22 protein-coding genes are annotated in these 25,124 nt (G+C 49.9%); 11 read left to right on the top strand and 11 right to left on the bottom strand.

From position 1 onward, the window contains the following. Positions 1-112: 112 nt before the first annotated feature. The 5 genes from IEY46_RS02565 to IEY46_RS02545 form a co-directional block, all read right to left on the bottom strand. Positions 113-1,834: an extracellular solute-binding protein gene (locus IEY46_RS02565; protein ID WP_188988833.1), complete on the bottom strand. Its 1,722-nt coding sequence runs from the start codon at positions 1,832-1,834 to the stop codon at positions 113-115. A gap of 125 nt (positions 1,835-1,959) precedes the next feature. Next, the gene (locus IEY46_RS02560; protein ID WP_188988831.1) at positions 1,960-3,633 is read right to left on the bottom strand and encodes a response regulator transcription factor; all 1,674 of its coding nucleotides are present in this window, start codon (positions 3,631-3,633) and stop codon (positions 1,960-1,962) included. Beyond that, entirely contained in the window at positions 3,626-5,380 is a 1,755-nt protein-coding gene (locus IEY46_RS02555) for a sensor histidine kinase (RefSeq protein WP_188988829.1), read from the bottom strand. Before IEY46_RS02555 ends, IEY46_RS02560 begins: the two co-directional genes overlap by 8 nt. Before the next feature lie 191 nt (positions 5,381-5,571). Next, positions 5,572-6,216, bottom strand: coding sequence for an FMN-dependent NADH-azoreductase (locus IEY46_RS02550; protein ID WP_188988827.1), 645 nt, complete (start codon positions 6,214-6,216; stop codon positions 5,572-5,574). A 21-nt stretch (positions 6,217-6,237) separates the two neighbouring features. Beyond that, complete coding sequence (locus IEY46_RS02545; protein WP_188988825.1) at positions 6,238-7,098, bottom strand: DMT family transporter; 861 nt, start codon at positions 7,096-7,098, stop codon at positions 6,238-6,240. 134 nt (positions 7,099-7,232) lie between these two features. Between IEY46_RS02545 and IEY46_RS02540 the strand changes: the two genes are divergently transcribed. Beyond that, positions 7,233-7,685 carry a MarR family winged helix-turn-helix transcriptional regulator gene (locus IEY46_RS02540; protein ID WP_188988824.1) on the top strand — a complete coding sequence of 151 codons (453 nt, stop codon included), beginning with the start codon at positions 7,233-7,235 and terminating at the stop codon, positions 7,683-7,685. A gap of 32 nt (positions 7,686-7,717) precedes the next feature. On the opposite strand, the gene IEY46_RS02535 is transcribed toward IEY46_RS02540, so the two are convergent. Beyond that, the gene (locus IEY46_RS02535) at positions 7,718-8,308 is read right to left on the bottom strand and encodes a CGNR zinc finger domain-containing protein (RefSeq protein ID WP_188988822.1); all 591 of its coding nucleotides are present in this window, start codon (positions 8,306-8,308) and stop codon (positions 7,718-7,720) included. A 128-nt stretch (positions 8,309-8,436) separates the two neighbouring features. Here IEY46_RS02535 and IEY46_RS02530 point away from each other — a divergent pair, with 128 nt between their 5' ends. From IEY46_RS02530 to yxiS, 8 genes are all read left to right on the top strand, one after another. Then, a complete protein-coding gene (locus IEY46_RS02530) occupies positions 8,437-8,874 on the top strand; it encodes a VOC family protein (protein ID WP_188988820.1) in 438 nt (145 codons plus the stop codon). Next, the gene (locus IEY46_RS02525; RefSeq protein WP_188988818.1) at positions 8,874-9,788 is read left to right on the top strand and encodes a pyridoxamine 5'-phosphate oxidase family protein; all 915 of its coding nucleotides are present in this window, start codon (positions 8,874-8,876) and stop codon (positions 9,786-9,788) included. The genes IEY46_RS02530 and IEY46_RS02525 overlap by 1 nt, the downstream gene beginning before the upstream one ends. Before the next feature lie 119 nt (positions 9,789-9,907). Next, the gene (locus IEY46_RS02520) at positions 9,908-11,362 is read left to right on the top strand and encodes an MFS transporter (RefSeq protein ID WP_188988816.1); all 1,455 of its coding nucleotides are present in this window, start codon (positions 9,908-9,910) and stop codon (positions 11,360-11,362) included. A 202-nt stretch (positions 11,363-11,564) separates the two neighbouring features. Next, the gene (locus IEY46_RS02515) at positions 11,565-13,808 is read left to right on the top strand and encodes a heavy metal translocating P-type ATPase (protein WP_188988814.1); all 2,244 of its coding nucleotides are present in this window, start codon (positions 11,565-11,567) and stop codon (positions 13,806-13,808) included. 59 nt (positions 13,809-13,867) lie between these two features. After that, on the top strand, positions 13,868-14,488 hold the full coding sequence (locus IEY46_RS02510) for an NAD(P)/FAD-dependent oxidoreductase (RefSeq protein ID WP_188988812.1): 621 nt from the start codon (positions 13,868-13,870) through the stop codon (positions 14,486-14,488). A gap of 285 nt (positions 14,489-14,773) precedes the next feature. Further along, positions 14,774-15,520: an MBL fold metallo-hydrolase gene (locus tag IEY46_RS02505; protein WP_188988810.1), complete on the top strand. Its 747-nt coding sequence runs from the start codon at positions 14,774-14,776 to the stop codon at positions 15,518-15,520. Then, positions 15,517-15,963 (top strand): GNAT family N-acetyltransferase, encoded by a 447-nt coding sequence (locus tag IEY46_RS02500; protein ID WP_229750017.1) that lies wholly within the window; start codon positions 15,517-15,519, stop codon positions 15,961-15,963. The genes IEY46_RS02505 and IEY46_RS02500 overlap by 4 nt, the downstream gene beginning before the upstream one ends. Before the next feature lie 259 nt (positions 15,964-16,222). Beyond that, complete coding sequence (gene yxiS / locus IEY46_RS02495; protein WP_188988808.1) at positions 16,223-16,531, top strand: protein YxiS; 309 nt, start codon at positions 16,223-16,225, stop codon at positions 16,529-16,531. Between the two features lie 578 nt (positions 16,532-17,109). Here the strand turns inward: yxiS and IEY46_RS02490 are convergent. Continuing rightward, positions 17,110-18,189: a Gfo/Idh/MocA family protein gene (locus IEY46_RS02490; RefSeq protein WP_188988806.1), complete on the bottom strand. Its 1,080-nt coding sequence runs from the start codon at positions 18,187-18,189 to the stop codon at positions 17,110-17,112. Positions 18,190-18,320: 131 nt separating this feature from the next. Here IEY46_RS02490 and IEY46_RS02485 point away from each other — a divergent pair, with 131 nt between their 5' ends. Then, the gene (locus tag IEY46_RS02485; RefSeq protein WP_268239477.1) at positions 18,321-19,220 is read left to right on the top strand and encodes a helix-turn-helix domain-containing protein; all 900 of its coding nucleotides are present in this window, start codon (positions 18,321-18,323) and stop codon (positions 19,218-19,220) included. A 27-nt stretch (positions 19,221-19,247) separates the two neighbouring features. On the opposite strand, the gene IEY46_RS02480 is transcribed toward IEY46_RS02485, so the two are convergent. The 3 genes from IEY46_RS02480 to IEY46_RS02470 all read right to left on the bottom strand — a co-directional run bounded on the left by IEY46_RS02480 (position 19,248) and on the right by IEY46_RS02470 (position 23,652). Next, entirely contained in the window at positions 19,248-19,970 is a 723-nt protein-coding gene (locus tag IEY46_RS02480) for a response regulator transcription factor (protein ID WP_188991619.1), read from the bottom strand. Positions 19,971-20,093: 123 nt separating this feature from the next. Beyond that, positions 20,094-21,893 carry a two-component system histidine kinase PnpS gene (pnpS, locus tag IEY46_RS02475; RefSeq protein ID WP_188988802.1) on the bottom strand — a complete coding sequence of 600 codons (1,800 nt, stop codon included), beginning with the start codon at positions 21,891-21,893 and terminating at the stop codon, positions 20,094-20,096. Between the two features lie 214 nt (positions 21,894-22,107). After that, a complete protein-coding gene (locus tag IEY46_RS02470; protein WP_188988800.1) occupies positions 22,108-23,652 on the bottom strand; it encodes a fumarate hydratase in 1,545 nt (514 codons plus the stop codon). Between the two features lie 104 nt (positions 23,653-23,756). On the opposite strand from IEY46_RS02470, the gene yfbR reads away from it, so the two are divergent. Next, positions 23,757-24,431 (top strand): 5'-deoxynucleotidase, encoded by a 675-nt coding sequence (gene yfbR, locus IEY46_RS02465; protein ID WP_188988798.1) that lies wholly within the window; start codon positions 23,757-23,759, stop codon positions 24,429-24,431. 54 nt (positions 24,432-24,485) lie between these two features. On the opposite strand, the gene IEY46_RS02460 is transcribed toward yfbR, so the two are convergent. Then, positions 24,486-25,121 (bottom strand): D-sedoheptulose-7-phosphate isomerase, encoded by a 636-nt coding sequence (locus tag IEY46_RS02460; protein WP_188988796.1) that lies wholly within the window; start codon positions 25,119-25,121, stop codon positions 24,486-24,488. Positions 25,122-25,124 lie beyond the last annotated feature (3 nt).

Raw genomic sequence — 25,124 nt, 5'->3', positions numbered from 1 at the left:
GCAACCTCCTTGCAGGCGTTAATAAGCATCATTGGTGATAAGAAAGGGAGAGTCACGCCTACACACGCTCTCCCGTCTCTTCTCGCTCTTCCCGATGTTCTAAAGCGCAATGTTATTCCATCGGATTTTTGGCATACCAATCGTTTACTTCTTTCAAAATGTCATTGCCGCCAAGCTTCTTCCAGTCCTCCGCGAATTTATCGAACGCATCGACCGATGCGGAGCCCATTATGATCTTGGTAAAGGTTTCGTCCGTCAGCTTAAGCAAGGAAGCCCCTTTCTCAACCTGGGTCGGCGTCGGAGGACCCGCGTACCCGCTGCGCACGAACGTACCCGCATCGCGAACCTTACGCGTGACGCCCCAGCCTCCGTCTTCCGAAGCACGGCTAAAGGTCAGGCCCCAGCTTGCCGCGTCTCCACCTGCATATTTCTTGGCGGTCTCGTACAACATCGCACCCGAACCGTTCTCGAACGGATAGTTATCGTCGTTCGCCTTCAAAGCTTCATTTACTTGAACATAATTCGTTTCCATTTCGGTCGGGTTACTGATGCGCGGCTCATACCATTCATATACGAAACCTTGTGCCGGAGTCGCGATATCAAGGTATTCCTTCTTCGTCATCTCCGGATAGAAGTTCGCCATCTTGATGGCCGCTTCAGGATGGGCGAAGTCTTTGTTGACGACCAGAATTTTGCCAATCCGAGCGCGCGGAACGAGGGATTTTCCCGGATTGCCGTTGTAAGACGGCAATGGCACGTTAATCCATTCGGCTTTCGGCTCGCTGTCTTTGACCAGATTTAGCGGCCAGTTCGGATACCACCATTCGCCAAACGACATCCCGACTTTGCCTGCCACCATATCTTCGACGACCTTGTTCTCGTCCTTGAACGCCCACTCCTTATCCAGCAGGCCGTTCTTGTACCACTCCGCCAGCTTCGCCAACGCGTTCTTCGTTTCCGGGAGCATCTCACCGGCCACGAGGCCTCCGTCCGTGCCTTTAATGAAATTGTAAGGATAAGCACCCATCATGTTGAAGAACCCTCTTGCATCGAACCCCCAGAAGTTGAGCGTTTTCATAAGTGCCAATCCATAAGTGTCCGCTTTGCCATCCTGATCCGGATCCTTATGTGTGAAGGCATCTGCAATTTTCTCCAAATCTTCGAAAGTTTGAGGCGCTTCCAGACCGACGTTCTTTAACCAGTCGGCACGAATCCATACGGTTTGCAACGATTGATTGGCATCGGAGTAGCTCGGCAAACCAAGCAGCTTTCCGTCGTCCGATTTCATCATGTTTATCGAAGCGCCGTCGTCGAATGCCATCCACTTCTTGATCGTCGGCGAAGCATAATCCTCGTATGCTTGAGTCAGATCGCCGAGAACGCCTTGCGCTTTAAATTGCTCGAACGTGATTTGATCGACGTACATCACGTCCGGGAGGTCTCCCGAAGCGATCGACAGCTTGAATTTCTGGGTGAACTGCTCGTAAGGAACGGTCCAGTCGTATTTGACTTCGATATTGGTCATTTCTTTCAGCTTCTTCAAGTACCCGTTCTGATCAGGCGTGAGTCCAGCCGGGACTTCTTTGGATTCCGGCGTCCTCGCTCCTAGCACCATCGTGACTGTTACCGGCTCCGGGTATTTGCCAAGCGGATCTTTCGCTTCTTCCGCAGCGGTCGGTGAAGCTGACGCATCCGATGTTGCAGGAGCCGAAGGTGAACCTCCAGCATCAGATGCGGATGGAGACGAGGAATCTTTCGAATTGCTGCATGCCGCCAACATAACCGCGGTGATAATCAATACGGAGATCAGGCGAGACGCTAATTTTCTTTGCATTGCGTGACCACTCCCTTGGATGATTTCAAGTCGCTATCTGCGTAAGTCTCGAGCCTTACATCTTCATGATAATGGGTTCACATGGAAGCGGACAATCGCAAACGATTGACATTCTTCAACTCCGTTTACTTGTTGTTATGGAACTCCTCACGGTATTCTTGTGGGCCTTTTCCGACCATTTTGCGAAAAAAAGTCGTAAAATAAGACGCAGATTCGAATCCGAGCTTCGCCGCGATATCTTGAATTTTCAATTGGTTATCACGCAGCATGGCGCATGCTGTATCCGTTTTCAAGAGATTAATGTAGTCGAACAAATTGCGGCCAGTGACTCGCTTGTAGTATCGGGAAAGATAGGACGGATTAAAATAGACTGCCTCGGCGATTTGAGCCAGCGATAGATGCCGCCCGATGTTGTCATCCAGAAACCGATGAATCCGCGCCAATATCTTCTGCTCGCGGTCATATTCTCGCGAATGCTGCAAGGCGCATATATTCTCGGACAGCCGAACCCACTCCTCTTCGGCTTTGTTCCAATCCTTAGGAACTTGCAACAGCGTCAATAGTTGAACCCGAAGCGGAACCCGCCTTGCGTCTTCGCCTTCCAAATCTCCGAGTCTCGCGAAATAGGTCAGCGCGAACTCGCAATAGAGCTCCGTTCCCGTCCAAGGGTTCGTTTGCATTTGTTGTTGCAGATGGGCTAATAGCTCCCGGCAGAGGCTCACGGCTTGCTCTTCGTCGGCTTCGGCAAGCGTTTGCTCCAACTGTTTAAGCTGATGCCTGAAGGGCTGGGAATCGTGGGCAGAGTGCTTTCCTCCAAGCCATTCCGCGCCTTCCCAGTTTGTTCCGATCACGACTAGCGAAGGCTCGTGAGCGACCGAAGGACTAATGACATGCCTGGCTTCACGGAACAGCTCGGCGATGTCCGCCTCTTCAACAGCCGGCCCCGAAACCGCGATCGAGACGTGGAGCCCCATCTGTTCGCGGCAGCCGTTCTGAACCGCTTCCAATACGCCTCTCATATAAACGGCGACGCCTTGCCAATCCACTATCCCGTCCACCGTGCCGAATCTGGCGTTACCCGGATAATAACGCACCAGCCACACAAGCGTGGAGGCGTCGTATACGGTCGATTCCGCGCGCAGCCATGGGGGGAACAAGCCGTCGAATAACCCTCGAATGACGGATAAGACATCTAATTTAGCCCCGTAGCCCGACTCGGGGGAATAGTTGATCACCTGTCCGACAATAAGCAAAACTGATCGGTCAACGGTTTCCCCATCTTGCACAGCCGGGAACCAATCGTGAATCGAATGGGAGATCCGCTCTCCAGAAAGCAGAGCGCGGATCGTTTCCATTTTGAGCAACTCGTCCATTTCCCGAGTCCGCTTCTCGGCCTGCTCCGCCAGCATTCGCATATGCAGCTCGGAATCCAGCTTCGCGGCTGCCGCTTGCACGGTAGCGATAACAACGGAGTCATCCTCTGTTTTCAAGATAAAATTTTCTACGTTCTTCTGAAAAGCATGGTATACGTAATCGAATTCGCTATATCCGGTGAGGAAAATAATCCGGCAATCCGGCCAATAGAACACGATATCGTCGATCATCTGAAGCCCGGTTTTACCGGGCATACGAATGTCGCTCAGTACGATGTCGATTTTCGTTTTCCTCGCGATCCCGATCGCTTCCGCGGACGAATATGCTTTGCACACATCCAGCTTCGGCTCCGTTAATTGTTCGAACAACCGTACAAGCCCGTCGAGTATGGCGGGTTCGTCGTCTACGATCAGCAGCCTATGCATCCAATATCCCCCTTGCCTCGTTCGGCATAATGACTATCTCCGCCTTCAAGCCTCCCAGCTCGCTTCTCGATACGTTCAGCCCGCTGCCGTCCCCGTACTTCAGAACGATTCTTCTGGTCACGTTAACGAGTCCCGTCGTTTCCGAGGCATTCCTTACATCCGCAAGCCTCACCTTGAGATTAGCCAGGGATTCATCCGTTAACGTTCGCCCGTCATCCTCCACGGAAATGATTAATCTGTCATCTTCGTAACTAACGAGAATTCGAATATAACCTTCGCCCGTTTCCGATTCGAAAGAATGCTCGAACGCATTTTCGATGACGGGTTGGATAATCAGTCGAGGCACCAGAATCGAGCTGCTGGCTTCCGGTAGTACGGCGGCATCGATGCGGATGCGGTTAGAGAAGCGGATGCGCTGAATATCGCAATAATCCATCGCGTGCCGGTATTCGGCGCTTAGCGGAACTTCCGCCGAGCCACTGCGCGTAATAAATTGATAGTAGCTGGACAGCTTCTGGGATAACAATGCGACGCTTTCGTTGTCGCCGGTCTTGCTAAGCCGGTAAATATTATAAAATCCGTTGTACAGAAAATGGGGATTGATCTGCGATTGAAGCTGCTTAAGCTCGGACTGACGCAAAGCCAGCCTCTGTTCGTAGTTTTGCTGGATGGAGTCGTTTAATCTCTCGATCATCTGGTCGAAGCCGCGAAATAAATAGAGAAATTCGTTGTCTTTAGCAGACCTGTCGGAGAACGTCATATTATCGCTCTTCAAGGACTCGAAAGTACGTATCAGCTTGCGAAGGGGACGATGTATGATCGCATGGATAGAGAAGGCAAAGAGGAATATAACGGCGATGGAAATGACGGACAACGCGGTCAGCCATTTGAGAAACAGCCTGAGCGGTCCGGTTGCCTTATTCTGATCGATGTAAGTGAACAAATACCACCCGATCGAATCGATTCGTTCCGACGTGACTTCGTACCGCTTATTGCCAGAGATTCGAACATCGCTGCGCACTCCCGGCTGCTGCTTCGTTTTTTCCCAATCGCCTGTCCGAAACAAATCCTTGAACAGCTCGATATTCACCTGCGGGGATATCCCCGGAGTTTCCCTATCGAAAGAAAGTACGGCTCCCGTGCCATTGCCCGGCTTTACGAGATTGGCCAGCGATTCGCTGAATTTGGCCGAAGACAGCTCCACGTAAGAGACGATGCTGCCATTGTTGGAAGATTCTACGAAAAACAATCTTCCTTGTACGTCGATCATGGAAGTATTACCCGTGCTCGAAAAGAAATCGGATATGGTCCTCCATTCGCTACGCGAATAATCCGTCATACCTCCCCTAGCGGAAATGACTCTGCCCAGCGATTGGATATAGACGCCGGCACTGACCACGAAATCGTCGGAGGTCTGAATCGCCACTAGCCGTTCCGTTATTTTCTTCACGTACTGAAGCAATTCATAACTGTTCAGCGTGCCTGCAAGAAAGTTCAAGCTTTGCACGTCGGAATCGTTCATGAATTGCAACTGTTGGTTGCGGATAAATAAAATCTGCCTATCGAGCTGATCGGCATAGAAAGCTGCATTGGATACGATGGAATCGGAGTACTGCTTGCGGATAAAATTCATGCCCGTCGTATTCAACCATAGGCTAAGAGCATAGCTGGGGACGATCAGTACGCAAAAAACGATCACGATCTTCTGATAAACGAATAGATTAGGCCAAATCGAAGGTGTCTTCAAGATATCGCTCCTTTTATTAAGATTAATAGCAGGAACAATGCGAACGCAATCGCAATCGGATGACTTTCTTTTCATTTATTGACTTGTTTCCGTGCGTCGATGAAGCAGTCGGCGAGAAAATCGCGGTTGAATCAGGTAGTAAGCTGGTCTGGCGCATTAAAATCGGTTCGAACCTGACTACATTTAATTCCTTATAGAAGCGTCCGAGCGATCTCAATAGCTTTATTGAGCGCTCGGTCCTTTTTTCCCCGTGCTGCGTCCTTGTTTGTATCCCTATCCATCCCCTCCATATAGATGGTTTCGATCCGTTCAACTCCGATGAACGATAATACGGAATATAAATATCTGCTTCCATGTTCGAATTCTTTTAACGGCCCGGATGAGTACACATCTCCGCTTGATTGTATAAGTACGGCCACTTTATTTTTTAGAAGCCCTTCCGGGCCATCGGGTGTATAACGAAACGTTTTCCTTGCAACTTTGATGGTGTCCACGTACGCCTTCAAGAGCGGCGGAACGCCAAGGTTCCATAACGGGAATGCGAAAATGTACACATCTGCGTCAATGAATTGCGCGGTTAATCGATGAATTTGTTCGGTGATGTTCTTCTCTGCAGGTAACAGCTCTTCCGGCTCAGCACCGGAGGAGACTTTTTGTCGCGCAGACAAAAAGTGTTCATCCACTAGCGGAATGTGCAGCCGGAATACATCAATTTCGGTAACCGGTGCACCGGGATGCAAAGAAAGATAGGCGTTCACTAAACAGCGGCCCACAGTTAGACTATTGGAATTTTCCTCATTCTTCGGATTCGCGGTAATATACAAGATCGATTTCAATCGGATCACCTCGTGGTTTATTTAGATTAGGGATATTAAGGAAATCCCTACAAACGTACAACTAATGCCTACCCATTGATTCCATAAAGGTTTTTCACCACCTACAAACACACCCCAAAGCAGAGTCACGACGGCAAACAAGGATGTAGCTGTAATCACAATCGAGGTATCTTCTAAGCCCAGTCCAAGGTTATAGCAAACAAGAGCCAATGCATCAAGAATGCCAACGATGACGATCAAGTATGCACTATTCTTATCCGGAACTACCAATCGCTTCTTGAAGCATGCATACACAATTGGAAGCAGAATCGTGGCTTGCAGACGACCGATCCAAACCGTTACGAGACCGCCTAACGCTTCATGCGGATAACGTAGTCCAAAGAACGCCGTACCGAGGAACAAAGCAGCAACAATCGCCCAAACCGCTCCACTCTCCAGTTTCTGGCCAGATCCGCTTTTTTTCCTGCCGTTTACGACTAATGTTGTAAGAAATATACCAAGTAACGTCAGTATGATCGCTGCCAGTTTCACTGTGCTGAACCGCTCTCCAAAAGCAAAAGCCAGAATAATGGTGAAGACCGAGAAGCTGGACGCGATAGGAGCGACGACGGAAGACTTCCCGGACACCAAACCATGATAAAGAAAAAGAATGCCGATCAGATCAAGTGCCATCCACAAGCTGGCTGCGGCTACATCTGCGAAAGAGTTCAAGTTATGCCACTGTCCAAACCAAGTCACGGCTGCCGTCAGGAAGATGAAACCGACGAGCTGCATGTAAAAGAGTGTTGAAAATATCCCTGTTTTCTTGCTTGCTTTCCCCGCAAAAAAATCAGCAGTCCCAAATGAAAAAGCCGACAAGAGTCCAAATAGTAAACCATTCAAGAAATCTCCCCTCCTTATCATATACTTGTTTAAGCAAATATTTCCTGCGCAATTAAATTATCACGGATTAATTGCGCAGTCAACAATAAATCAAGTATGATAAGGAAAAGCGAAGCTTCAGGAGGCACTCCCTAATGAATCAACTAGAAGAAGAGCAGTTGTCCGTATGGCGCGCGTTCATGAATTCGCATGCATCGGTTATTGAACGAATTGAAAAGGATTTATCCGAGCAACGTAAAATACCGCTGACCACTTACGATGTATTGGTGGCCTTGTATCAGTCCCCGAGTAAGAAGCTCCGGATGACCGATCTGGCTAATCAAGTGGTTTTAACCCGCAGCGGTCTGACACGGGTCGTCGAACGATTGGAACGTGAAGGATTTGTAAAGAGAGAAAGAACGGAAGAAGATCGGCGGGGAGCCTTCGCAGTATTGACGCGGGAAGGCAAAAAGGCGTTTCTCGCCACATGGCCTACCTATGCGAACGGGATATCGAACTATTTCCTCAGCGTCCTTGACGAAGAGGAACGTTCGATCATCAAGCGGGGGCTTTCCAAAGTCTATCGCGCACTTCAGGAAGAACGCTGAACAACTAAAATTCATGTGGGGAACTCATAATTCTATTGGATCCTATTTTTCTTCCGATGGTAATGCTGGTTCACCTTTACTCGGTTTCCGCACTTCTCCATGCTGCACCAACGCCTCTGTTGATTACGACTCGTGTCATAAAAATAAAGAATACAAGCCTCGTTTTCACACTTTTTCAAGTTATCGGGTTTGATCGAGGCAAAGAATAGTGCTGCCTCTTCAAGAAACAATACAAACAACTGAGAAGTGGTGTAATACCTTGCTAATGCAACGGATGCTTCACTTTGCTCTATTTGTAGGTATCCCCCGTTCGATTTCAGACTTTTATTGATCAGTTCTGTAATAAAAGTCGGAACGGATTTCTCCCTGATCATATCAACAAAAGCTTGTTCCAAGTCATCTCTAAACGACATTATATTTTGGAACAGTTCCCCCCGTCTCGATGAAGGAAGAGAGTCTGGATTTCCCGATACAAACTTGCTTTTGCCGGATTGCTCCAACCAGTCCATCAAATCGCCATAATCGTGAAGAAGCTCGGTCCGAGCACCCTTCACGTTTTTTCTTGTATTCACAAAATCCGTAACGAAGTGGTTCCCGATAAAGATAAAATTTGAAGTTTTCATACAGCACCTCCACTATTCGCGAAACACTTGACACAATAATTATAACTCCCTAAATTTGTGTTTACAAGTTAATATACAATGTATATTATAATGCCTGTAACTACATTTTGATGGTTAGGAGAGATCGTATGAATTTAGGTCACATCGGGTTTAATGTTTCGGAATTGGATCGGTCGGTTCGGTTTTACACAGAGGTGTTGGGATTTACGATAAGATCTCGTTCTGATGATCCCGAGAAGAAGTTTGCATTGCTTGGCGATGACAACAAGAACCTAGTCACGCTTTGGCAACAAAGCGAAGGCGCATTCTCCCCGCAATTGCCCGGAATACACCACTTTGCCTTTGAAGTCGATTCTGTAGAAATCGTTAAAGACTTCGAACACAAATTAAAGTCCCATGGCGTGGCTTTCATTTATGACGGAATGGTCACTCACACCGAGGGTGCAGATTCTGGCGGGATCTACTTCGAAGATCCTGACGGTATACGCTTGGAGATTTATACGTTAAAGGGAATTAGCTCCCATTCCTGTTCTACGACGAACGGCCAAGCGTGCGGATTTTTCTGATGAAATATCATCCCGACGAGATACGGATTCAAGAACGAGCGGGTGTGAGACATATCGCGGATCGCAAATCCGATATTTATTCTTCAATTCCACTCGTGGCACAATCATTTTTGGAAGCGCAGCCTTACTTCATCATGGGTGCCGCTCAAGAGAATGGCAGCGTATGGGCCACCGCAATATTTGACAATCCTGGTTTTGTGCAAGTAATGGACGCTCGGACCTTGCAAATCCATGCATTTCCAATATCCAATGACCCTATGTACGAATGCATAACGGAGGGCAACCATTTAGGTACAATCGGAATCGATTTCTCAACAAGGCGGAGAATGAGAACAAATGGGATCGTTCGTAAGAAAGAGACGGATGGCTTTGTATTGGAGGTTCATCAGGTCTATTCCAACTGCCCGAAATATATCCAAGCACGAGAGATCATCAAGTCCAATGAGCCATCCGGGGACAGACGAGGATTCGCTTTAAGCTCGTTGACGGAAGACGTCTTAAGATGGATTCATCATGCGGACACGTTTTTTATCGCCAGCCATCATCCCGACTTCGGGGCGGATGTCTCCCATCGTGGAGGAATGCCCGGATTTGTTCAGGCGGAGGATGATCATACGATCGTATTTCCCGACTATAAAGGCAATTCGATGTTTAACACCCTTGGCAATTTCCTCAGTCACCCTCAGGGAGGGTTGTTGTTTCTAGATTTCGAAACGGGAGATTTACTGCAGATAAGCGGCACCGTAGAAATAGACTGGGGAACATCCAGCAGGAACAGATTTGCGGGAGCGGAAAGAATACTTCGATTCCATGTCGAACAAGCGTGGCTCACATTGAATGGAATGCCCCTAACTTGGCGATTGCCCGATTACTCTCCTGCTAATCCGCTTCCGACGAAAAGCGGAAGTGTCTGAGGATTAGTTCCATGCAGAGGAAGGCACTTCCCACAATTCGGAGAAGTGCCTTCACATCACTACATCCCTCCCCTGCCCCAGCCAAAATAATTTTTTGATTTTCAAAGGAGAAAACAGACATGAAGAATCAAGGGGATCAAGCCCCGTCATTTCCACAGGAAGACCCGAAGCGTTGGCTGGCTCTTGCGTTATTATGCTTAGCTAATTTCATTGTCATTATGGACACTTCCATTATCGGAGTTGCTTTGCCGGCAATCAAAGAGGCACTCGGCTATACGCAATCAAGTTTACAGTGGGTTTTTAACGCGTATGTCATTTTCTTTGGCGGTTTGTTGTTATTAGGGGGACGATTGTCCGATTTATTTGGTCAGCGGCGAATATTCATGTGGGGATTTTCCATTCTTACATTAGCTTCTTTACTGGCAGGGCTGGCTTGGAATGAGGAATCGCTAAATGTCGGTCGCGCTTTGCAAGGACTCGGTTCCGCATTAATCGCGCCTTCCGCGTTAACGATTGTTATGATGCTTTTCAGCGGTAATCCTAAAGAATTAGGAAAAGCATTGGGCTTCTGGGGAGCATCGGCAGCTGCAGGCGGATCGGCAGGCGTGTTTCTGGGCGGTGTTATTACCGAGTGGCTCAGTTGGCAGTGGACTTTTCTCATTAATGTTCCGGTCGGAATTGTCGCTATACTCTTATCGCCTGGGTTATTGGCCAAGGGAATGAGGAGGAAGGGCAGCATCGACGTGGTAGGTTCCCTCTTCGTAACCGCGGCATTGGTTTTGGTGGTATATGGAATTGTAACTGCAGAGCACAACGGGTGGGGGGCAGCAACCACGGTGTGGACGCTAATCTCGGGTGCAGCGTTGTTTATCCTGTTCCTGATCATCCAAGCCGTTAAACAGGAGCCGCTTGTTCCGTTGAAGATTTTGAAGGCGCCGAATCTGGCAGCTGGTAATATCGCTCTTATTATGCTATCCGGCGGATGGATTCCGCTATGGTATTTCCTAAATCTCTATATGCAGCAAGTGTTGAAGTTTTCTGCCTTTGCAGGCGGAGTCGGTTTGTTGCCGATGACGATTCTAATAGCCATCTTCATGGTTTTAATTACCGGAAAATTAATCGGGAAGTTCGGATTGAAGGCCAACTTGGTCATTGGGTTGATCGCGCTTGGAGGTTCGATGCTGCTGTTCGCAGGAAATACGCCTGTGGACGGAAGCTTTATCGTTAACGTTCTTCCGGCTTCCTTGCTCGGTGCCCTCGGGATGTCGCTTGCTTATATTCCGGCTACCATGTCCGCCATGTCAGGTGCCAAACCTGAAGAAGCAGGTCTTGCATCAGGTCTTGCCAATACGAGCTACCAGATCGGCTCGGCCATCAGTCTGGCCATTATGGTTGCGATTGCGGGGGCAACTACCGCTTCCCAAACAGGTGTTGATCCTGCCGCTGCGCTGAATGAAGGATTTCAACGAGCGTTCTTGTGGTCCGGTATCGTAGCTTTAGCAGGTGCGGTGTTAGCCTTCTTGTTTATCCGTTCACCCAACCAGGGGGAAGTTAGCAACACGGCTGCCATGTAATACTTACAAGATAATCAATCCCCTTCGGAATGAAGAGGAGATCGCAGATGGGATACTTGAAACGACTTGAAACGATGAACAAGATAAGTGGATGTATCCTATGACCCTAACCAAGTCACGCTTGAGGCTGTCAAGAAGCAATTGAGGAGCAAGGATACGACGTCGTTTGAACAACACGTTAGGGACAAGGAGCGGGTTTTAGATGATCGGAACAGTTGACAAGAAGGTAAGCAATCTAACGATCTTGGAGCTAACGGGCATGACGTGCGCCGCCTGTGCGACTCGGATCGAGAAGGGACTTGGCAAATTGCCAGGCGTTACGAATGCCACAGTCAACTTTGCGATGGAAACGGCAAGCGTAGAATATAACCCGGTAGAGATTTCGGTCGGCGACATGCAGGATAAGGTACGAAAGCTTGGCTATAATGCAATTACGAAACAGGAGAATGAAGGAAAGGGCGATCATCGCGAGAAGGTAGTTCGGCATCACAAGCGGCTTCTTCTCCTCTCGGTTATTCTCTCATTGCCGCTATTGTGGAGTATGGTCGGGCACTTCTCGTTCACTTCGTGGATCTATGCGCCGGAGATTCTCATGAATCCATGGCTGCAGTTCATCCTTGCCACACCGGTTCAATTTTATGTCGGAGGGCAGTTTTACAGAGGGGCTTATAAAGCATTGAGAAACAGAAGCGCGAACATGGACGTGCTCGTATCGCTGGGGACATCAGCCGCGTATTTCTACAGTCTATATCTCTCGATCGAATGGTTCCGGGCGGGGGCTGCCGCACATCACAGCCCATCTTTGTACTATGAGACGAGCGCTGTACTGATTACGCTTGTCGTTATGGGGAAATTGTTCGAAATCCTCGCGAAAGGCCGGACGTCGGAAGCGATAAAGTCATTGATGGGACTGCAAGCGAAGACCGCGCTGGTTGTCCGCGATGGCCAGGAGTTGACCATTCCGGTCGATGAAGTTATCAAAGGAGACAACGTGCTTGTCCGCCCGGGAGATAAAGTACCGGTCGATGGAGAAGTGCTGGAAGGCATTTCTTCGGTAGACGAATCAATGCTAACCGGCGAAAGCATTCCCGTGGAGAAGAAAGCCGGCGATGCGGTCATAGGCGCGACGATCAACAAGAACGGCATGCTCCGCATCAAAGCGACGAAAGTCGGCAAAGAAACGGCGCTTGCGCAGATCATTAAAGTCGTAGAAGAAGCGCAAGGCTCCAAAGCGCCGATTCAACGGGTAGCGGATGTCATCTCGGGAATTTTCGTCCCGATCGTAGTCGGAATCGCTGTTGCCGCTTTCTTGGTCTGGTACTTCTTCGTAACGCCGGGTGATTTCGCGGAGGCGCTCGAAAAGGCCATCGCGATTCTAGTTATCGCATGCCCGTGCGCTTTGGGTCTGGCTACACCGACCTCCATTATGGCGGGATCGGGACGTGCGGCCGAGCTCGGCATCTTGTTCAAAGGCGGCGAGCATCTGGAACAAGCCCATAAGATCGACGCGATTATTCTGGATAAAACGGGTACAGTCACAAAAGGGAAACCTGAGCTGACGGATATTCTGACGGACGAAAACGAAACGGACTTCCTGAGACTCGTTGGAGCGGCAGAGAAAAATTCCGAGCACCCACTGGCGGAAGCCATCGTAGCGGGTATCCAGGAACGAAATATCTCATTGCCGGGAACGGAAGCATTCGAAGCGATCCCGGGCTATGGTATCAAAGCCATAGTAGAAAGTAAGGAATTACTGATCGGCACCCGCCGATTGATGGAGAAATTCGAAGTAGATGCACGGCAAGCCTATGGAACGATGTCTCATCTGGAAAAGACAGGGAAGACGGCGATGCTAGCTGCAATCGATAACCGTTATGCCGGCATTGTAGCGGTGGCGGATACGATTAAATACACCTCGAAGGATGCTGTCAGCCGTTTGAAGGAAATGGGAATTCAAGTTATCATGATAACCGGCGACAACGAACGTACAGCGAAGGCGATCGCGGCCGAAGTCGGTATCGATCACGTGTTAGCGGAAGTTCTTCCGGAAGGAAAAGCAGACGAAGTGAGAAAGTTACAAGCGGCCGGTAAGAAAGTCGCCATGGTTGGGGACGGCATCAACGATGCGCCTGCCCTTGCGACGGCTGATATCGGCATGGCGGTCGGCACGGGTACGGACGTGGCCATGGAAGCGGCGGATGTGACCCTCATGCGCGGAGATCTATCGAGCATTCCTGACGCGATCTTTATGAGTCGCAAAACTATGAGCAACATCAAGCAAAATTTATTCTGGGCGCTCGGTTACAACGCGCTCGGGATTCCTATTGCCGCAATCGGATTGTTGGCCCCTTGGGTCGCGGGCGCAGCGATGGCATTAAGCTCGGTATCCGTTGTCCTCAATGCCTTGAGGCTGCAGCGTATTAAAATGCGACACTTAACCAGCTAATCCTTATTGGAACACGTAAGCTCAAGGTAGGCATGGATCACAGGGAGAGGAGAATGATCATGGGAGAGAAAACAAAATTAGCGGTATCGCCTGCCATTCAAGCCGGGGGGAGCTTATTTACGCCGGAGCAGTTGGCCAAGATCGGTGCTGTCGCTGGTGCTGATGCCAAAATTGAAATGACATCATTCAAGCAGCTGTACATTGAAGTGCTTCTCGATCAACAAGATGCCATTAAGGAAGAGCTCGAGCGTTCCAGACTGGAAGTGTATCCGGCCGGATTTGCCACCAAAAGCCTGATCGCTTGCAACTTCTGCAAAGGCGTAGAGGAAGCTGGGTTGGAAACGGCGAGGGTTCTGAATCAAGCCATTGCCGGCATAGAGACGCCCACACCGCTGAAGATTGGATATGCAGGCTGTGCGCTGGGCACTAGTGAGCCGCTGCTGAAAGATATCGGCGTCGTCAAAATGCGGGACACGTTCGATATTTACGTCGGAGGAGAGGCTAAGGGTCTTAAGGCAGCTTTAGGCCAGTTGCTTATCTCCGGATTAACAAGGGAAGGACTTGTTTCCGCTGTAACGAAGATTATTGATATCTATAAGGAACAAGCAAAAGGGAAAGAAAAATTCAGCAAATTCGTGGATCGGATCACCATCGAGAAGCTAAAGCGAATTGCCGCTTAATAAAGAAGAAAGGACGATTTTGGATATGACACATTTTTTCCCGCTGGCCCCCCTGTTTCAAGTTAGTTTGTATCATTATACGGGTGTACTCCTCTGTCTAATCGCCACCATCACATGGTTATTCGTTCCTGAGGAGATAACGATGGGAGGATATCCTGTCCTTGCATACATGTCTGTAGTTGGTCTCGGATCTGCTCTGGTCCTCTGGGGAACAGGTCTGGCCATATGGCTTATGGGAAAAAGGTTGCTAAATGACGGCCGCGAATCATTGAAACGGAGGCGTGTATGAAAATCCAACTCGTTCGCCATGCAACCCTATGGCTGAAATATGCAGGAGTGACCTTCCTGATCGACCCTATGTTCAGCGACAAAGAGGTCAACCCGCCGATTGCCAATTCTGGAGATGAACGGCGCAATCCGCTTGTTCCGTTGCCTGGAACATTAGATCATTGGCTCGCCCCAGACGCCATCCTCGTTACGCATCTGCACCGCGACCATTGGGATGAAGCGGCGGCGCAATTGTTACCGAAATCATCGGTGATATTCTGCCAACCGGGAGATAAGAATTCGATTAGCTCATCCGGCTTTTCCAATATTGCGGAGATCCACACTACCGCTTCGTACCAAGGCGTAACCATCCATCGTACGGGTGGACAACATGGTACGGGCGAGATCGGACGGAAAATGGGACAGGTGTCAGGTTTCGTTCTCCAAGCAGATGGCGAGCCCACGCTTTACATAGCCGGCGATACGATATGGTGCGAGGATGTGAAGCATGCGCTCGATACCTATAAGCCGGATACGACGATCGTCAATGCGGGGGGAGCGAAATTCGTAATTGGCGATGCGATTACGATGGATGAGAACGACTTAATCGAACTGGTCCAGTATGCCTCATATACCCGAGTCATTGCTGTCCATATGAATACGATTAATCATTGTATGGTGACGAGGGATGTCCTACGGTCTCGGCTGTCCGAAGAGAATTTGCTGGCTCAAGTCGATATTCCTGAGGATGGTGATTGGCTATGAGCAAGTCGAATATAGATATGGACAGCCTTGCAATATCGACGGATCGCAGCCTGCTGGATCTGCCTTTCGCCTATTGGTATCTTCACGAAAATATGTACTGGGCGAAAGCCATGACGCTGGATGCCTTCCAACGGGCCATCGCCCATTCGGCTGTCGTGGTCGGTGCGTACGATTCGTCGGACAACGGGCAGTTAGTCGGATTCGCCAGAGTCGTCTCGGATTGCGCCACTTTCGCTTACTTAACAGACGTATTTGTAATAGACCAATATCGGGGTCAAGGGTTGTCCAAACGGATGATGCAGCTCATCGTAGATCACCCGGATTTACAAGGGTTGCGGAGATTTCTTCTCGTAACCATAGATGCACAGGGGTTATATGCCAATTTCGGCTTTGAACCGATAAAGGAAAATGAGGGCTGGATGGAAATTTATCGCGGCTCGTAGCTCTGAATGGATGGTATAGCATGTGGGAAGGCGCTTCTCCGATATGTGGGGAGCGCCTTCATACCATAGCAGAATCCATACGCCGGATAACATAATAAGCGCGAGCCAGAGATTGTATAACTTTTGAATAAAGATCAATCGGAACACCATTGTCATGCCGGGTGTCCAGAGGGCTGGAAGCCCTTGGGGTCCCTCCAATGGAGGGATTTAGGGAGGGCATTCTTATGTTATAATAGCCCCATATAAGGAGAGTGCTCACATGGACCGCAAAGAAATAGAAGAATGGATTGCTGCAAATTACCGGCGCGACGAGCAGATGATGGTGGATGCTTTTGCCCAGTGGTGCATCAATCATGATCTGGATCCGGAAGAATTATATACACGCGCTTACCCACAGCAGGCCGCCAATCCTGCCCTGCAAGGCGCTATCTCTCAGGCCCTTCCGAAGGAGAATTCCCCCGAAATCCCGGATGATGCGCTGCTTCAACTGCTATCGATGTTTGATAACGAGGAGCTCGGGTATGTCGTCAGCAACGAAATTGCCCAACGAAAGGAAAATCGGGGCTAGACAGCTGAGAGTTCCCGGCTTCTTAACGATTAAACCGCCGCATATCGGCGGACCCTATTCTCCTAGTAAATTGGCGGTTTCAACCACAGACCTGCCCCTCAAGGCTATGTGCTGCTGGCTTTCTGAGCGCTGCAGTTCCAGCAAGGAAGAACCTTCTTACATTCCAATTGGCGTACAGGAACGGGTTCTAAGCAGGAAATACCTTCTTACAGCGCTTTTTTATCATTTCGGTGTCCTATTCAGCTCTCCAGCAAGGAAAATCCTTTTATATTCCGTTTGGCATACAGGAATAGACTCTAAGCAGGAAAAACCCTCTTACAGCGCTTTTTTATCATTTCGGTGTCCTATTCGGCTCTCCGGCAAGGAAAATCCTTCTTATAACTTCCGGACTCATGTTCTCCACTATATCTTCCTATCCCACACCCCTCCTGACCGACTCTTCCTTAAAATAGAAGCCGCAATACTTCGTGCAAGGCTTCGGTGTAAACCGGAAAAGAAAAAAGGGTTGGGCAGTTTCTTACACTGCCCAACTCCTTTAAGAAAAACAAAGCTTGATTTCTTGACTAAAGCTGTTAAACTTAGTCGAAATAAACAGCTTTGCCGGTACGTGCTGACTCATAAATCGCTTCAAGAATTTCGGAAACTACCAGAGCTTGCTCCGGTTTCACGAGAACATCTTTATCATTAAGAACCGCGTCTACCCATGTGCGCATTTCCAGCTCAGCCGGATCTTCGCTTGCGCCATCGTAGAAAGCAACGCCGCCGCTGTTCAATTCAATTTCATTCACATACAGACGGCTGTTTTTCTCGCCGTTAATGCGCAGACCGTTCTTCATGTCCGCACCTGCTTTGGTACCGGAAAGCGAAACTTTCGCTTCATCGATATCAAGCGTGTTGAGCGCCCAACTGGACTCGATCACGATCGATGCGCCATTTTCCATAGTGATCATGGCAAATGCGGAATCTTCAACGGTGAATTCTTTAGGATCCCAAGGACCCCAAGCGTTAGCCGCGTTCTCAGTTTGGGACAACTTGTGATAAGTGCGTCCAAGAACCGCTTTAGGCTTGTAGTTGTCCATCATCCACAGAACAAGATCCAATGCGTGTGTACCGATATCGATAAGCGGACCGCCGCCTTGTTTTTCTTCGTCAAGGAACACGCCCCATGTTGGAACAGCGCGACGACGAATAGCATGAGCGCGTGCGTAGTAAATCTCGCCGAGCTCGCCTTCGGAACAAAGCTGTTTCAGGTAACGGCTGTCGGAACGGAAACGGTTGTTGTAGCCAATGCTCAGCTTCTTGCCGGTACGTTGTGAAGTTTCCAGCATACGGCGGGCATCTGCAGCCACTTTAGCCATTGGCTTCTCGCAAAGAACATGCTTGCCAGCTTCCATGGAAGCAATCGAAATCTCCGCATGGGAATCATTCGGCGTACAAACGTGAATGACATCAATAGAAGGATCGCTTAGCAGTTCATGGTAATTCGTGTATACTTTAGCTTCGGATGTGCCGTATTTCGCTTTAGCATCCTCGGCACGTTCAACAACGATATCGCAAAATGCGACAATTTCAGCTTCCTGAACCTTTGAAAGACTTGGCAAATGCTTACCGTTTGCGATACCGCCGCAGCCGATGATGCCAATACGTAACTTCGACATTGATTCTACCTCCATAGGTGGGAAAATATATATTTTTATTACATGCTGCTTGTTTCATGACACAACAAACACTAGAATAAGTATAGACGATTACGGCTATAAAAAACCAGCTTCGGAATGGCGCTGCTTTTATGTTATTTTGTCGTCGAAGGGATGGTATTGTGGAAGTTTATAATGAAAAAGTTGCTTATGAAAACCCTCTTTTGTCGACAAAAGTATTTCAATCCCAGCGTAATCATGATTTCACTATAAATTGGCACTACCACAGGGAGATTGAATTGCTGCTGGTCAATGAGGGGATTCTGGATGTTAACATTGATGAGAAGTCCGTGCGTCTGGAAGCGGGCGATGTTGCTATCATCGGTTCCAACGAGCTTCATCGGGACCGCAGCGTGGGCGTTCCGCTTAACTACAATGTGCTCCAGTTTGATATTGAACAATTTTTTGATCATAGCACGATGCCTTATATGCGGTTCTTCTCCGAAACGAAAAACCCGCTCAGCCGGGCAAATTATATATTCCGGGATAACGATAAGGCCAATAAGGAAGCAGCGGACTGCATCCGTGCCATCCTGAAAGAAGTCACTTTCAAGCAAACCGGCTATGAGCTTGCCGTCAGCATGATCATTAAGAAACTGCTCCTGCTGCTGATCCGCAGTGATACGAAGAAGGTGCTTGCCGAGCGCGAGGATTTTGACCGGGCGCGTCTTCGCAATGTGCTGGATTTCGTAGAAGCTAATCTGACGGACCGCATTCAGGTGGAGGAAGTCAGCAAAATGGCCAATATGAGCTATTATTATTTTGTGAAGTTCTTCAAGAAAGCGATCGGCTTATCATTCACGGAATACGTTAATTACCGTAAAATCAAATGGGCGGAACGGATACTTCTGACCAAGGACCTGAGTGTGTCCGAGGTAGGCGACCATATTGGCATGCCCAATATGGCCCATTTCTATAAAATGTTTAAAAAATATAATGATTGCTCGCCCAAACAGTTCCAGAAGCGGATGCTCGCATGGAATCGCAATTAACCGCACAAGAAAAGCCCGGATTACCGATTATTTTTTCGGAGATCCGAGCTTTTTTGGCATAACCAGCTTGTAACCCACACCACGAATGGATTCAATCTGAACCGACTGCTGACCAAGCTCCAGCTTCTTGCGGAGCGAGCTGACATGGACATCTACGGTACGCTGACCGCCGATATAATCGAAGCCCCATACCACGTTCATCAAATCATCACGCGTGATGACCATCCCCGGACGCTGCACCAGATAGAGCAGCACCTCAAATTCCTTCGGACGAAGAGGAATGGACTCCCCATCCAGCACAACCTCATAACGCTCCGGATAAATGGACAAATCGCCCGCCGTAATGACTTTGCCTGATGTTTCGCTCGGTTTACCTTCATCCTGGCTGGTCCGGCGAAGCACAGCGGATACCCGTGCCAGCAGCTCCGCCACTCCAAATGGTTTGGTCATATAATCATCCGCGCCATGCTTAAGCCCCTGCACAACCTCTTCTTCGGCATTTCGTGCCGTCAGCACAATAACAGGTGTGCGGTTGCCGCTCTGGCGCAGTCTAGTCAAGATTTCAAAACCATTCATTCCCGGCAGCATAATATCCAGAATGATCAATTCAAACGAACGCTGCAGCGCGAGTTGCAAACCTTCAGCACCGTGGTCGATAACTGTCGTATCGTACCCTTCCTGCGTTAAATTGTAGGAGAGCAGTCTCGCCAGTGTCGGTTCGTCTTCAATGACCAGCACTTTTTGCGACATATTGACCCCCAGCCTCCACACATTATTCATTAAATGTGCGGTTCACTTTCATATAGATACTTATTCATCCATCATATCATTCATGGAGAAGAAACGTCCAGCGCCTTAATCAGAGGCGCCGGTTTACTGCAGCACCGGCAATATAATCGTAAAGGTTGAACCGGCTCCGACCGTGCTCTCCACCGTTATAGAGCCCTTATGCAGCTCAATCAGATGCTTCACGATCGACAAGCCGAGTCCTGTTCCACCCGATCCGCGTGAACGGGCTTTGTCTACCCGGTAAAACCGCTCGAAGATGCGCGGCAAATCCTTCTTTGGAATGCCGATGCCCGTATCCGATATGGAAATATGGATCTGATCGTAGTCTTCTCCCTCGGATACATATTGGGTACCTGCTACCGGCTTCACCACAATGGTCACATGCCCGCCATCGGGCGTGTAGCTGATCCCATTGGCAAGCAGATTCATAATAATTTGCCGCAGACGGTCTTCATCCGCCTCCACATAGATGCCGGGCTCGGCTTTCAGGGTTACTTCAATATCCTTGCGGGCGGCCTCCGCCGACATCAGCTTGATGGATTTGCCAATAAAGGACGTCAGTTCAACTGGCGAGAACTGCAGCGGTATGCGCCGCGATTCAATTTTGGACAGTTCCAGAATATCCCCGATCAGCCGGTTCAGACGGTCGCTCTCGTCAAAAATAATTTGCAGAAAGGAGCGTGCTGTCTCCGGATCATCCACTTCCCCGCCCAGCAGCGTTTCAGCGAAGCCTTTTACTGCTGTAATCGGCGTTTTCAGTTCATGGGAAACATTCGCCACAAACTCGCTGCGCATCCGCTCCAGACGGCGAATGGCCGATACATCCTGAAGAACAAGCAGCACCCCGCCGAATTCATCATCCTGAATAATCGGCACCAGATTAAGATCAAGCAGGCGTTCTTCGGGAAAATAAAACGTGATCTCCTCGCGCAGATGCTCTCTTCGCTCCAGACCGTGTTGAATAATTTGCAGGAGCTCGTACTGCTGCTTCGCTTCGACATAATCCCGGCCAACCAGTTCCCTGGATGAGAAGCCCAGCATCTCCTCGGCACAGCGGTTGAGCAGCACAATCCGACCATTCCGGTCAATCATGACCACACCGTCAATCATGTTGTCCAGGACGCTGGCCAACTGGCTCTCGTTCTGATGGATCCGTTCCATCTGTATCTGCAATCCGTCCGCCATGGCGTTGATAGCCAGTCCCAGCTCGCTGATTTCATCGCTGCCCTTTACCGTTACTCTTGCCCGGTAATCGAGATTTTTAATCCGTTTGGAGACGCGCGTGATCTGCTCCAGAGGCCTTGTCAGCCCTCTGGCGACACGGAAGCTGATAAATACCGCCACGATGAACAGGATCAGCAGTCCAATCAATAACGTCGTCCAGATGCGCGCAATGCTTTCATCCACCTCCTGAAGGCTGATCGCAAGCCGGATAATTCCCGTTTCCGGACGATCCGGATCAACAAGCATTGCAACATAAAGCAGATTTTGATTAAGGGTCTCGCTGTAGCGGATGGTTCTGCCGACACCGGATTTTTCCGCCTCCTGGACTTCCAGGCGCTGCAGATGATTATCCATCGTTTGGGGATCGTGATCGGAATCCCCCAGGACCACCCCCGTGCCATTGATGAACGTAACCCGGGAATCGGTAATATCTCTCAAGCGGATGGCTTCCTGGGTGTAGTAGCTGTACAGGGCATCAGGCCTTCCCTCGCGCCAATCCATCCTGTCCAAAATGATCTTCATCTCGCGCACCATATTATCCTCAAGCGCATCCAGATGGTTATTCTTGAACGTTTTGCCCATAAAGAGGCCTGCCGTCAGAACAGAGAGACCGATCAAGGTAATCATAATCAGGGTCAGCCGTGTGCGAAAGCTATTCATTTTCGTTATACCCCCAACGTTTCTTCAGCCTCCATCGTACCTGCCGGAAGGTCTCCCTGCCAAGTGCTCCATTGTTAAGCTTTTGTAAAAGCCTTCTGCATGAAGGAAAAAAATCCCGGGGATCGGTCCATCCCGGGATCAATAAATTATCTGCCTATTCACGGCCTGACCTATAGCCGCGCGCGGTTGCTGCATAAAGCCTTAAAGCGAAACGTTAAACGAATACAGGCTCTTTGAACTGCTTAAGCTTGGCTAGGGAATCTTGTTCAACATCCGCATGCAGGCTGTTGCCATGCGCATCCATGGTAACGATCGCGGCAAATCCTTCCGTCTTGAGATGCCACATCGCTTCAGGGATGCCAAATTCCATATAATCGACACCGTTAACCTGTTTAAAACATTCGGCATAATATTGCGCCGCTCCGCCGATGGCATTCAAATAAACCGCGCCGTGCTCCTGCAGAGCTGCCAGCGTCCTGGGTCCCATACCGCCTTTGCCGATAACGGCGCGGATCCCGAACTTCTTGATAATATCGCCTTGATAAGGCTCTTCGCGGATGCTCGTAGTCGGCCCGGCTGCCTTCACATGCCAGCCTGTCTCATCCTTTAGCATAACCGGACCGCAGTGGTAAATAACCGCGCCGTTCAAATCGACAGGGGCGTCGTGATCCATCAGATATTTGTGCAGCGCATCGCGGCCGGTATGCATTTCGCCGTTGATAATGACGATATCGCCTACCTTCAGACTGCGCATCTGCTCTTCCGTAAACGGCGTGTTCAGCACGACCTCGCGGCGCTCCTCCTGCCCTGTAACCGCTTCGGCTGCTGCATCCGCAGCCTGGGATACCATAGGCGTGTCCGAGCCGCTTGGATAAATCCACTCCCGGATCTCGCCGGAATCAGCATTGAGCAGTACGCCTTGACGGCGGTAAGCCCAACAGTTGTAGGCGACGGAAACGAAGAAACTGGCTGGAAGCCGGTTCATAACGCCTGCTTTGCAGCCCAGCAAGGTGACCTGGCCGCCGAAGCCCATCGTGCCGATACCCAGCTTATTGGCATTTTCCATGACATAATGCTCCAGCTTTCTTAGCTCGGGATCCGGATTCATATCGTCGGCATGCCGGAACAACTGCTGCTTGGCAAGCTCGTATCCTGTCGTGCGGTCGCCGCCGATGCCCACGCCAATAAACCCGGCGCTGCAACCTTGGCCCTGGGCCTGGTACACCGCGTGCATCACGCATTTGCGGATGCCGTCCAGATCGCGTCCGGCTTTGCCCAGTCCTTCAAGCTCCGTCGGAAGGCTGTATTGAATATTTTTATTTTCGCAGCCGCCGCCCTTAAGAATAAGACGAACGTCGATATCTTCCTTTTCCCACTGCTCAAAATGAATAACAGGCGTGCCCGGTCCGAGGTTATCGCCGGTGTTCGCGCCCGTCAGGGAATCGACGGAATTCGTCCGCAGCTTGCCGTCCTTGGTGGCGCGGGCAATGGCGCTGCGGATCTGCTGCTTCATTATTATTTGATTGGCACCAACAGGCGTATGCACAATGAAAGTCGGCATGCCGGTATCCTGACATATTGGTGATACTTTGGTTTCAGCCATTTCGATATTGGTAGCGATGGTGGAGAGCGATAAGCCGGCCCGTGTGGCACGGTCTTCGGCTTCCTGCGCCGCCTGGATGACTTTACGCACGTCCCCGGGAAGATTGGTTGAGGTTTCCACAATAAGTTTATAGACGCTTTCTTCGAAATGATGCATAAATAAGTGCTGTCTCCTCTCACTGGTCGCGTATGTTTTTTAACTATATAATAACATAGTCAGCCTTTCGCGGCATATCGTTTCCCAAGGAGTGTTTAACGGATATGGACAGTCATTTCATCGCTTATTTATACCGCCTGCAATACATTGAACGCTGGAGCCTCATGCGCAACACCACGCGTGAGAATGTCGCCGAGCATTCCTATCATGTCGCCCTACTCGCCCACATGCTGTGTGAGGTTGGCAACCGCATTTTCGGCCGCAAGCTGAATGCGGACAGAGCTGCGTCGATGGCGCTGTTTCACGATGCCACAGAAGTGTTCACCGGAGATATTCCCACGCCTGTCAAACACCACAACCCAAGGATGCTGGCGAACTTCCGGGAGCTGGAGGCTATGGCTGCTGAACGGCTGATTGGCATGGTGCCCCAAGCGCTCAAGCCGGCTTATGCGCCACTGGTCACGGGAAAAGCAGCTTACCGGAATCCCCCTTCTGCAGACGTCTCAAAGACGGACTCAGCGGGTCAGGAGACCACTCTGCCACCGCAAGCAGCTATGGAGGAGCAGGAGCTGCTGAAAATCCTGAAGGCGGCCGATCTGCTTGACGCTTATATCAAATGCTTGTCGGAGCTCTCCTCGGGCAACCGGGAATTTGCCGTAGCCAAGGGACAGATCGAGCAGTCCTTGACCCAGATGAGAATGCCGGAAATCGACTGGTTTCTGACACATATGGCACCCAGTTTCAGCAAGACACTGGATGAGCTTTCGGCTGAGAATTAGAAAACCGGAGTTGTAACTCCGGTTTTCTTCCTGTCCAGGCTGCGCTTGACCAATCTAGCCGAAGAAACGTTCCTCCAGAGCAATGCAAAGAGCATGGTAAATAGGCAGATGCCGCTCCTGAATATCCGGCGTACTGTCCTTGGGAACACAGATAACAGCATCACAAAGCCCCTTCATTTTCCCGCCGTCCCGGCCGGTCAGCCCTATCGTTTTCAACCCCTTGGCTTTGGCCACCTGCAATGCGCGGATTACGTTGCGGGAATTGCCGGAGGTGCTGAGGCCGATCACCGCGTCGCCGCGCCTGCCGTAGCCATAAACCTGCTGGGCAAATACCATATCCGCCGACACATCATTCATGAAGGCCGTCATCAATGCTGTATGGCTGACCAGCGATATCGCGGGGAGCGCGCCCTGAAGATTATCGCATATCTCCCTTTCTTCTCCGGGAAACAAAGCGCCAACCTCTTCGCGGAACGAATCGGGAACCGGGCGCTTCTGCATAAAGCCCTTCATGAGCTCACCGACGATATGCTCGCTGTCGGAAGCACTCCCTCCATTGCCGCAAACCAATACCTGACCACCGGCACTGTAGCTGCCTTCAAGCAGTTCATACGCGTTCACAATATCGGGCAAACAGACGGCAAGCTCCGGATATTTGTCTGTAAGGGAAGTAAAAGCATTATTAGTCATGGA

The sequence above is a fragment of the Paenibacillus nasutitermitis genome, assembly GCF_014641075.1.
Taxonomy (GTDB): domain Bacteria; phylum Bacillota; class Bacilli; order Paenibacillales; family Paenibacillaceae; genus Paenibacillus_Z; species Paenibacillus_Z nasutitermitis.
This window is presented reverse-complemented; position numbering and strand designations above follow the sequence as displayed.

Excerpts from the sequence above, each read along its gene's own strand:
- IEY46_RS02525 (WP_188988818.1), top strand. The coding sequence starts at position 8,874 with ATGAAATATCATCCCGACGAGATACGGATTCAAGAACGAGCGGGTGTG.
- IEY46_RS02490 (WP_188988806.1), bottom strand. The coding sequence starts at position 18,189 with ATGTCGAAGTTACGTATTGGCATCATCGGCTGCGGCGGTATCGCAAAC.
- pnpS (WP_188988802.1), bottom strand. The coding sequence starts at position 21,893 with ATGAATAGCTTTCGCACACGGCTGACCCTGATTATGATTACCTTGATC.
- IEY46_RS02485 (WP_268239477.1), top strand. The coding sequence starts at position 18,321 with ATGTTATTTTGTCGTCGAAGGGATGGTATTGTGGAAGTTTATAATGAA.
- IEY46_RS02510 (WP_188988812.1), top strand. The coding sequence starts at position 13,868 with ATGGGAGAGAAAACAAAATTAGCGGTATCGCCTGCCATTCAAGCCGGG.
- IEY46_RS02500 (WP_229750017.1), top strand. The coding sequence starts at position 15,517 with ATGAGCAAGTCGAATATAGATATGGACAGCCTTGCAATATCGACGGAT.
- IEY46_RS02530 (WP_188988820.1), top strand. The coding sequence starts at position 8,437 with ATGAATTTAGGTCACATCGGGTTTAATGTTTCGGAATTGGATCGGTCG.
- IEY46_RS02480 (WP_188991619.1), bottom strand. The coding sequence starts at position 19,970 with ATGTCGCAAAAAGTGCTGGTCATTGAAGACGAACCGACACTGGCGAGA.
- IEY46_RS02535 (WP_188988822.1), bottom strand. The coding sequence starts at position 8,308 with ATGAAAACTTCAAATTTTATCTTTATCGGGAACCACTTCGTTACGGAT.
- IEY46_RS02515 (WP_188988814.1), top strand. The coding sequence starts at position 11,565 with ATGATCGGAACAGTTGACAAGAAGGTAAGCAATCTAACGATCTTGGAG.
- yfbR (WP_188988798.1), top strand. The coding sequence starts at position 23,757 with ATGGACAGTCATTTCATCGCTTATTTATACCGCCTGCAATACATTGAA.
- IEY46_RS02470 (WP_188988800.1), bottom strand. The coding sequence starts at position 23,652 with ATGCATCATTTCGAAGAAAGCGTCTATAAACTTATTGTGGAAACCTCA.
- IEY46_RS02560 (WP_188988831.1), bottom strand. The coding sequence starts at position 3,633 with ATGCATAGGCTGCTGATCGTAGACGACGAACCCGCCATACTCGACGGG.
- IEY46_RS02460 (WP_188988796.1), bottom strand. The coding sequence starts at position 25,121 with ATGACTAATAATGCTTTTACTTCCCTTACAGACAAATATCCGGAGCTT.
- IEY46_RS02565 (WP_188988833.1), bottom strand. The coding sequence starts at position 1,834 with ATGCAAAGAAAATTAGCGTCTCGCCTGATCTCCGTATTGATTATCACC.
- IEY46_RS02540 (WP_188988824.1), top strand. The coding sequence starts at position 7,233 with ATGAATCAACTAGAAGAAGAGCAGTTGTCCGTATGGCGCGCGTTCATG.
- IEY46_RS02520 (WP_188988816.1), top strand. The coding sequence starts at position 9,908 with ATGAAGAATCAAGGGGATCAAGCCCCGTCATTTCCACAGGAAGACCCG.
- yxiS (WP_188988808.1), top strand. The coding sequence starts at position 16,223 with ATGGACCGCAAAGAAATAGAAGAATGGATTGCTGCAAATTACCGGCGC.
- IEY46_RS02505 (WP_188988810.1), top strand. The coding sequence starts at position 14,774 with ATGAAAATCCAACTCGTTCGCCATGCAACCCTATGGCTGAAATATGCA.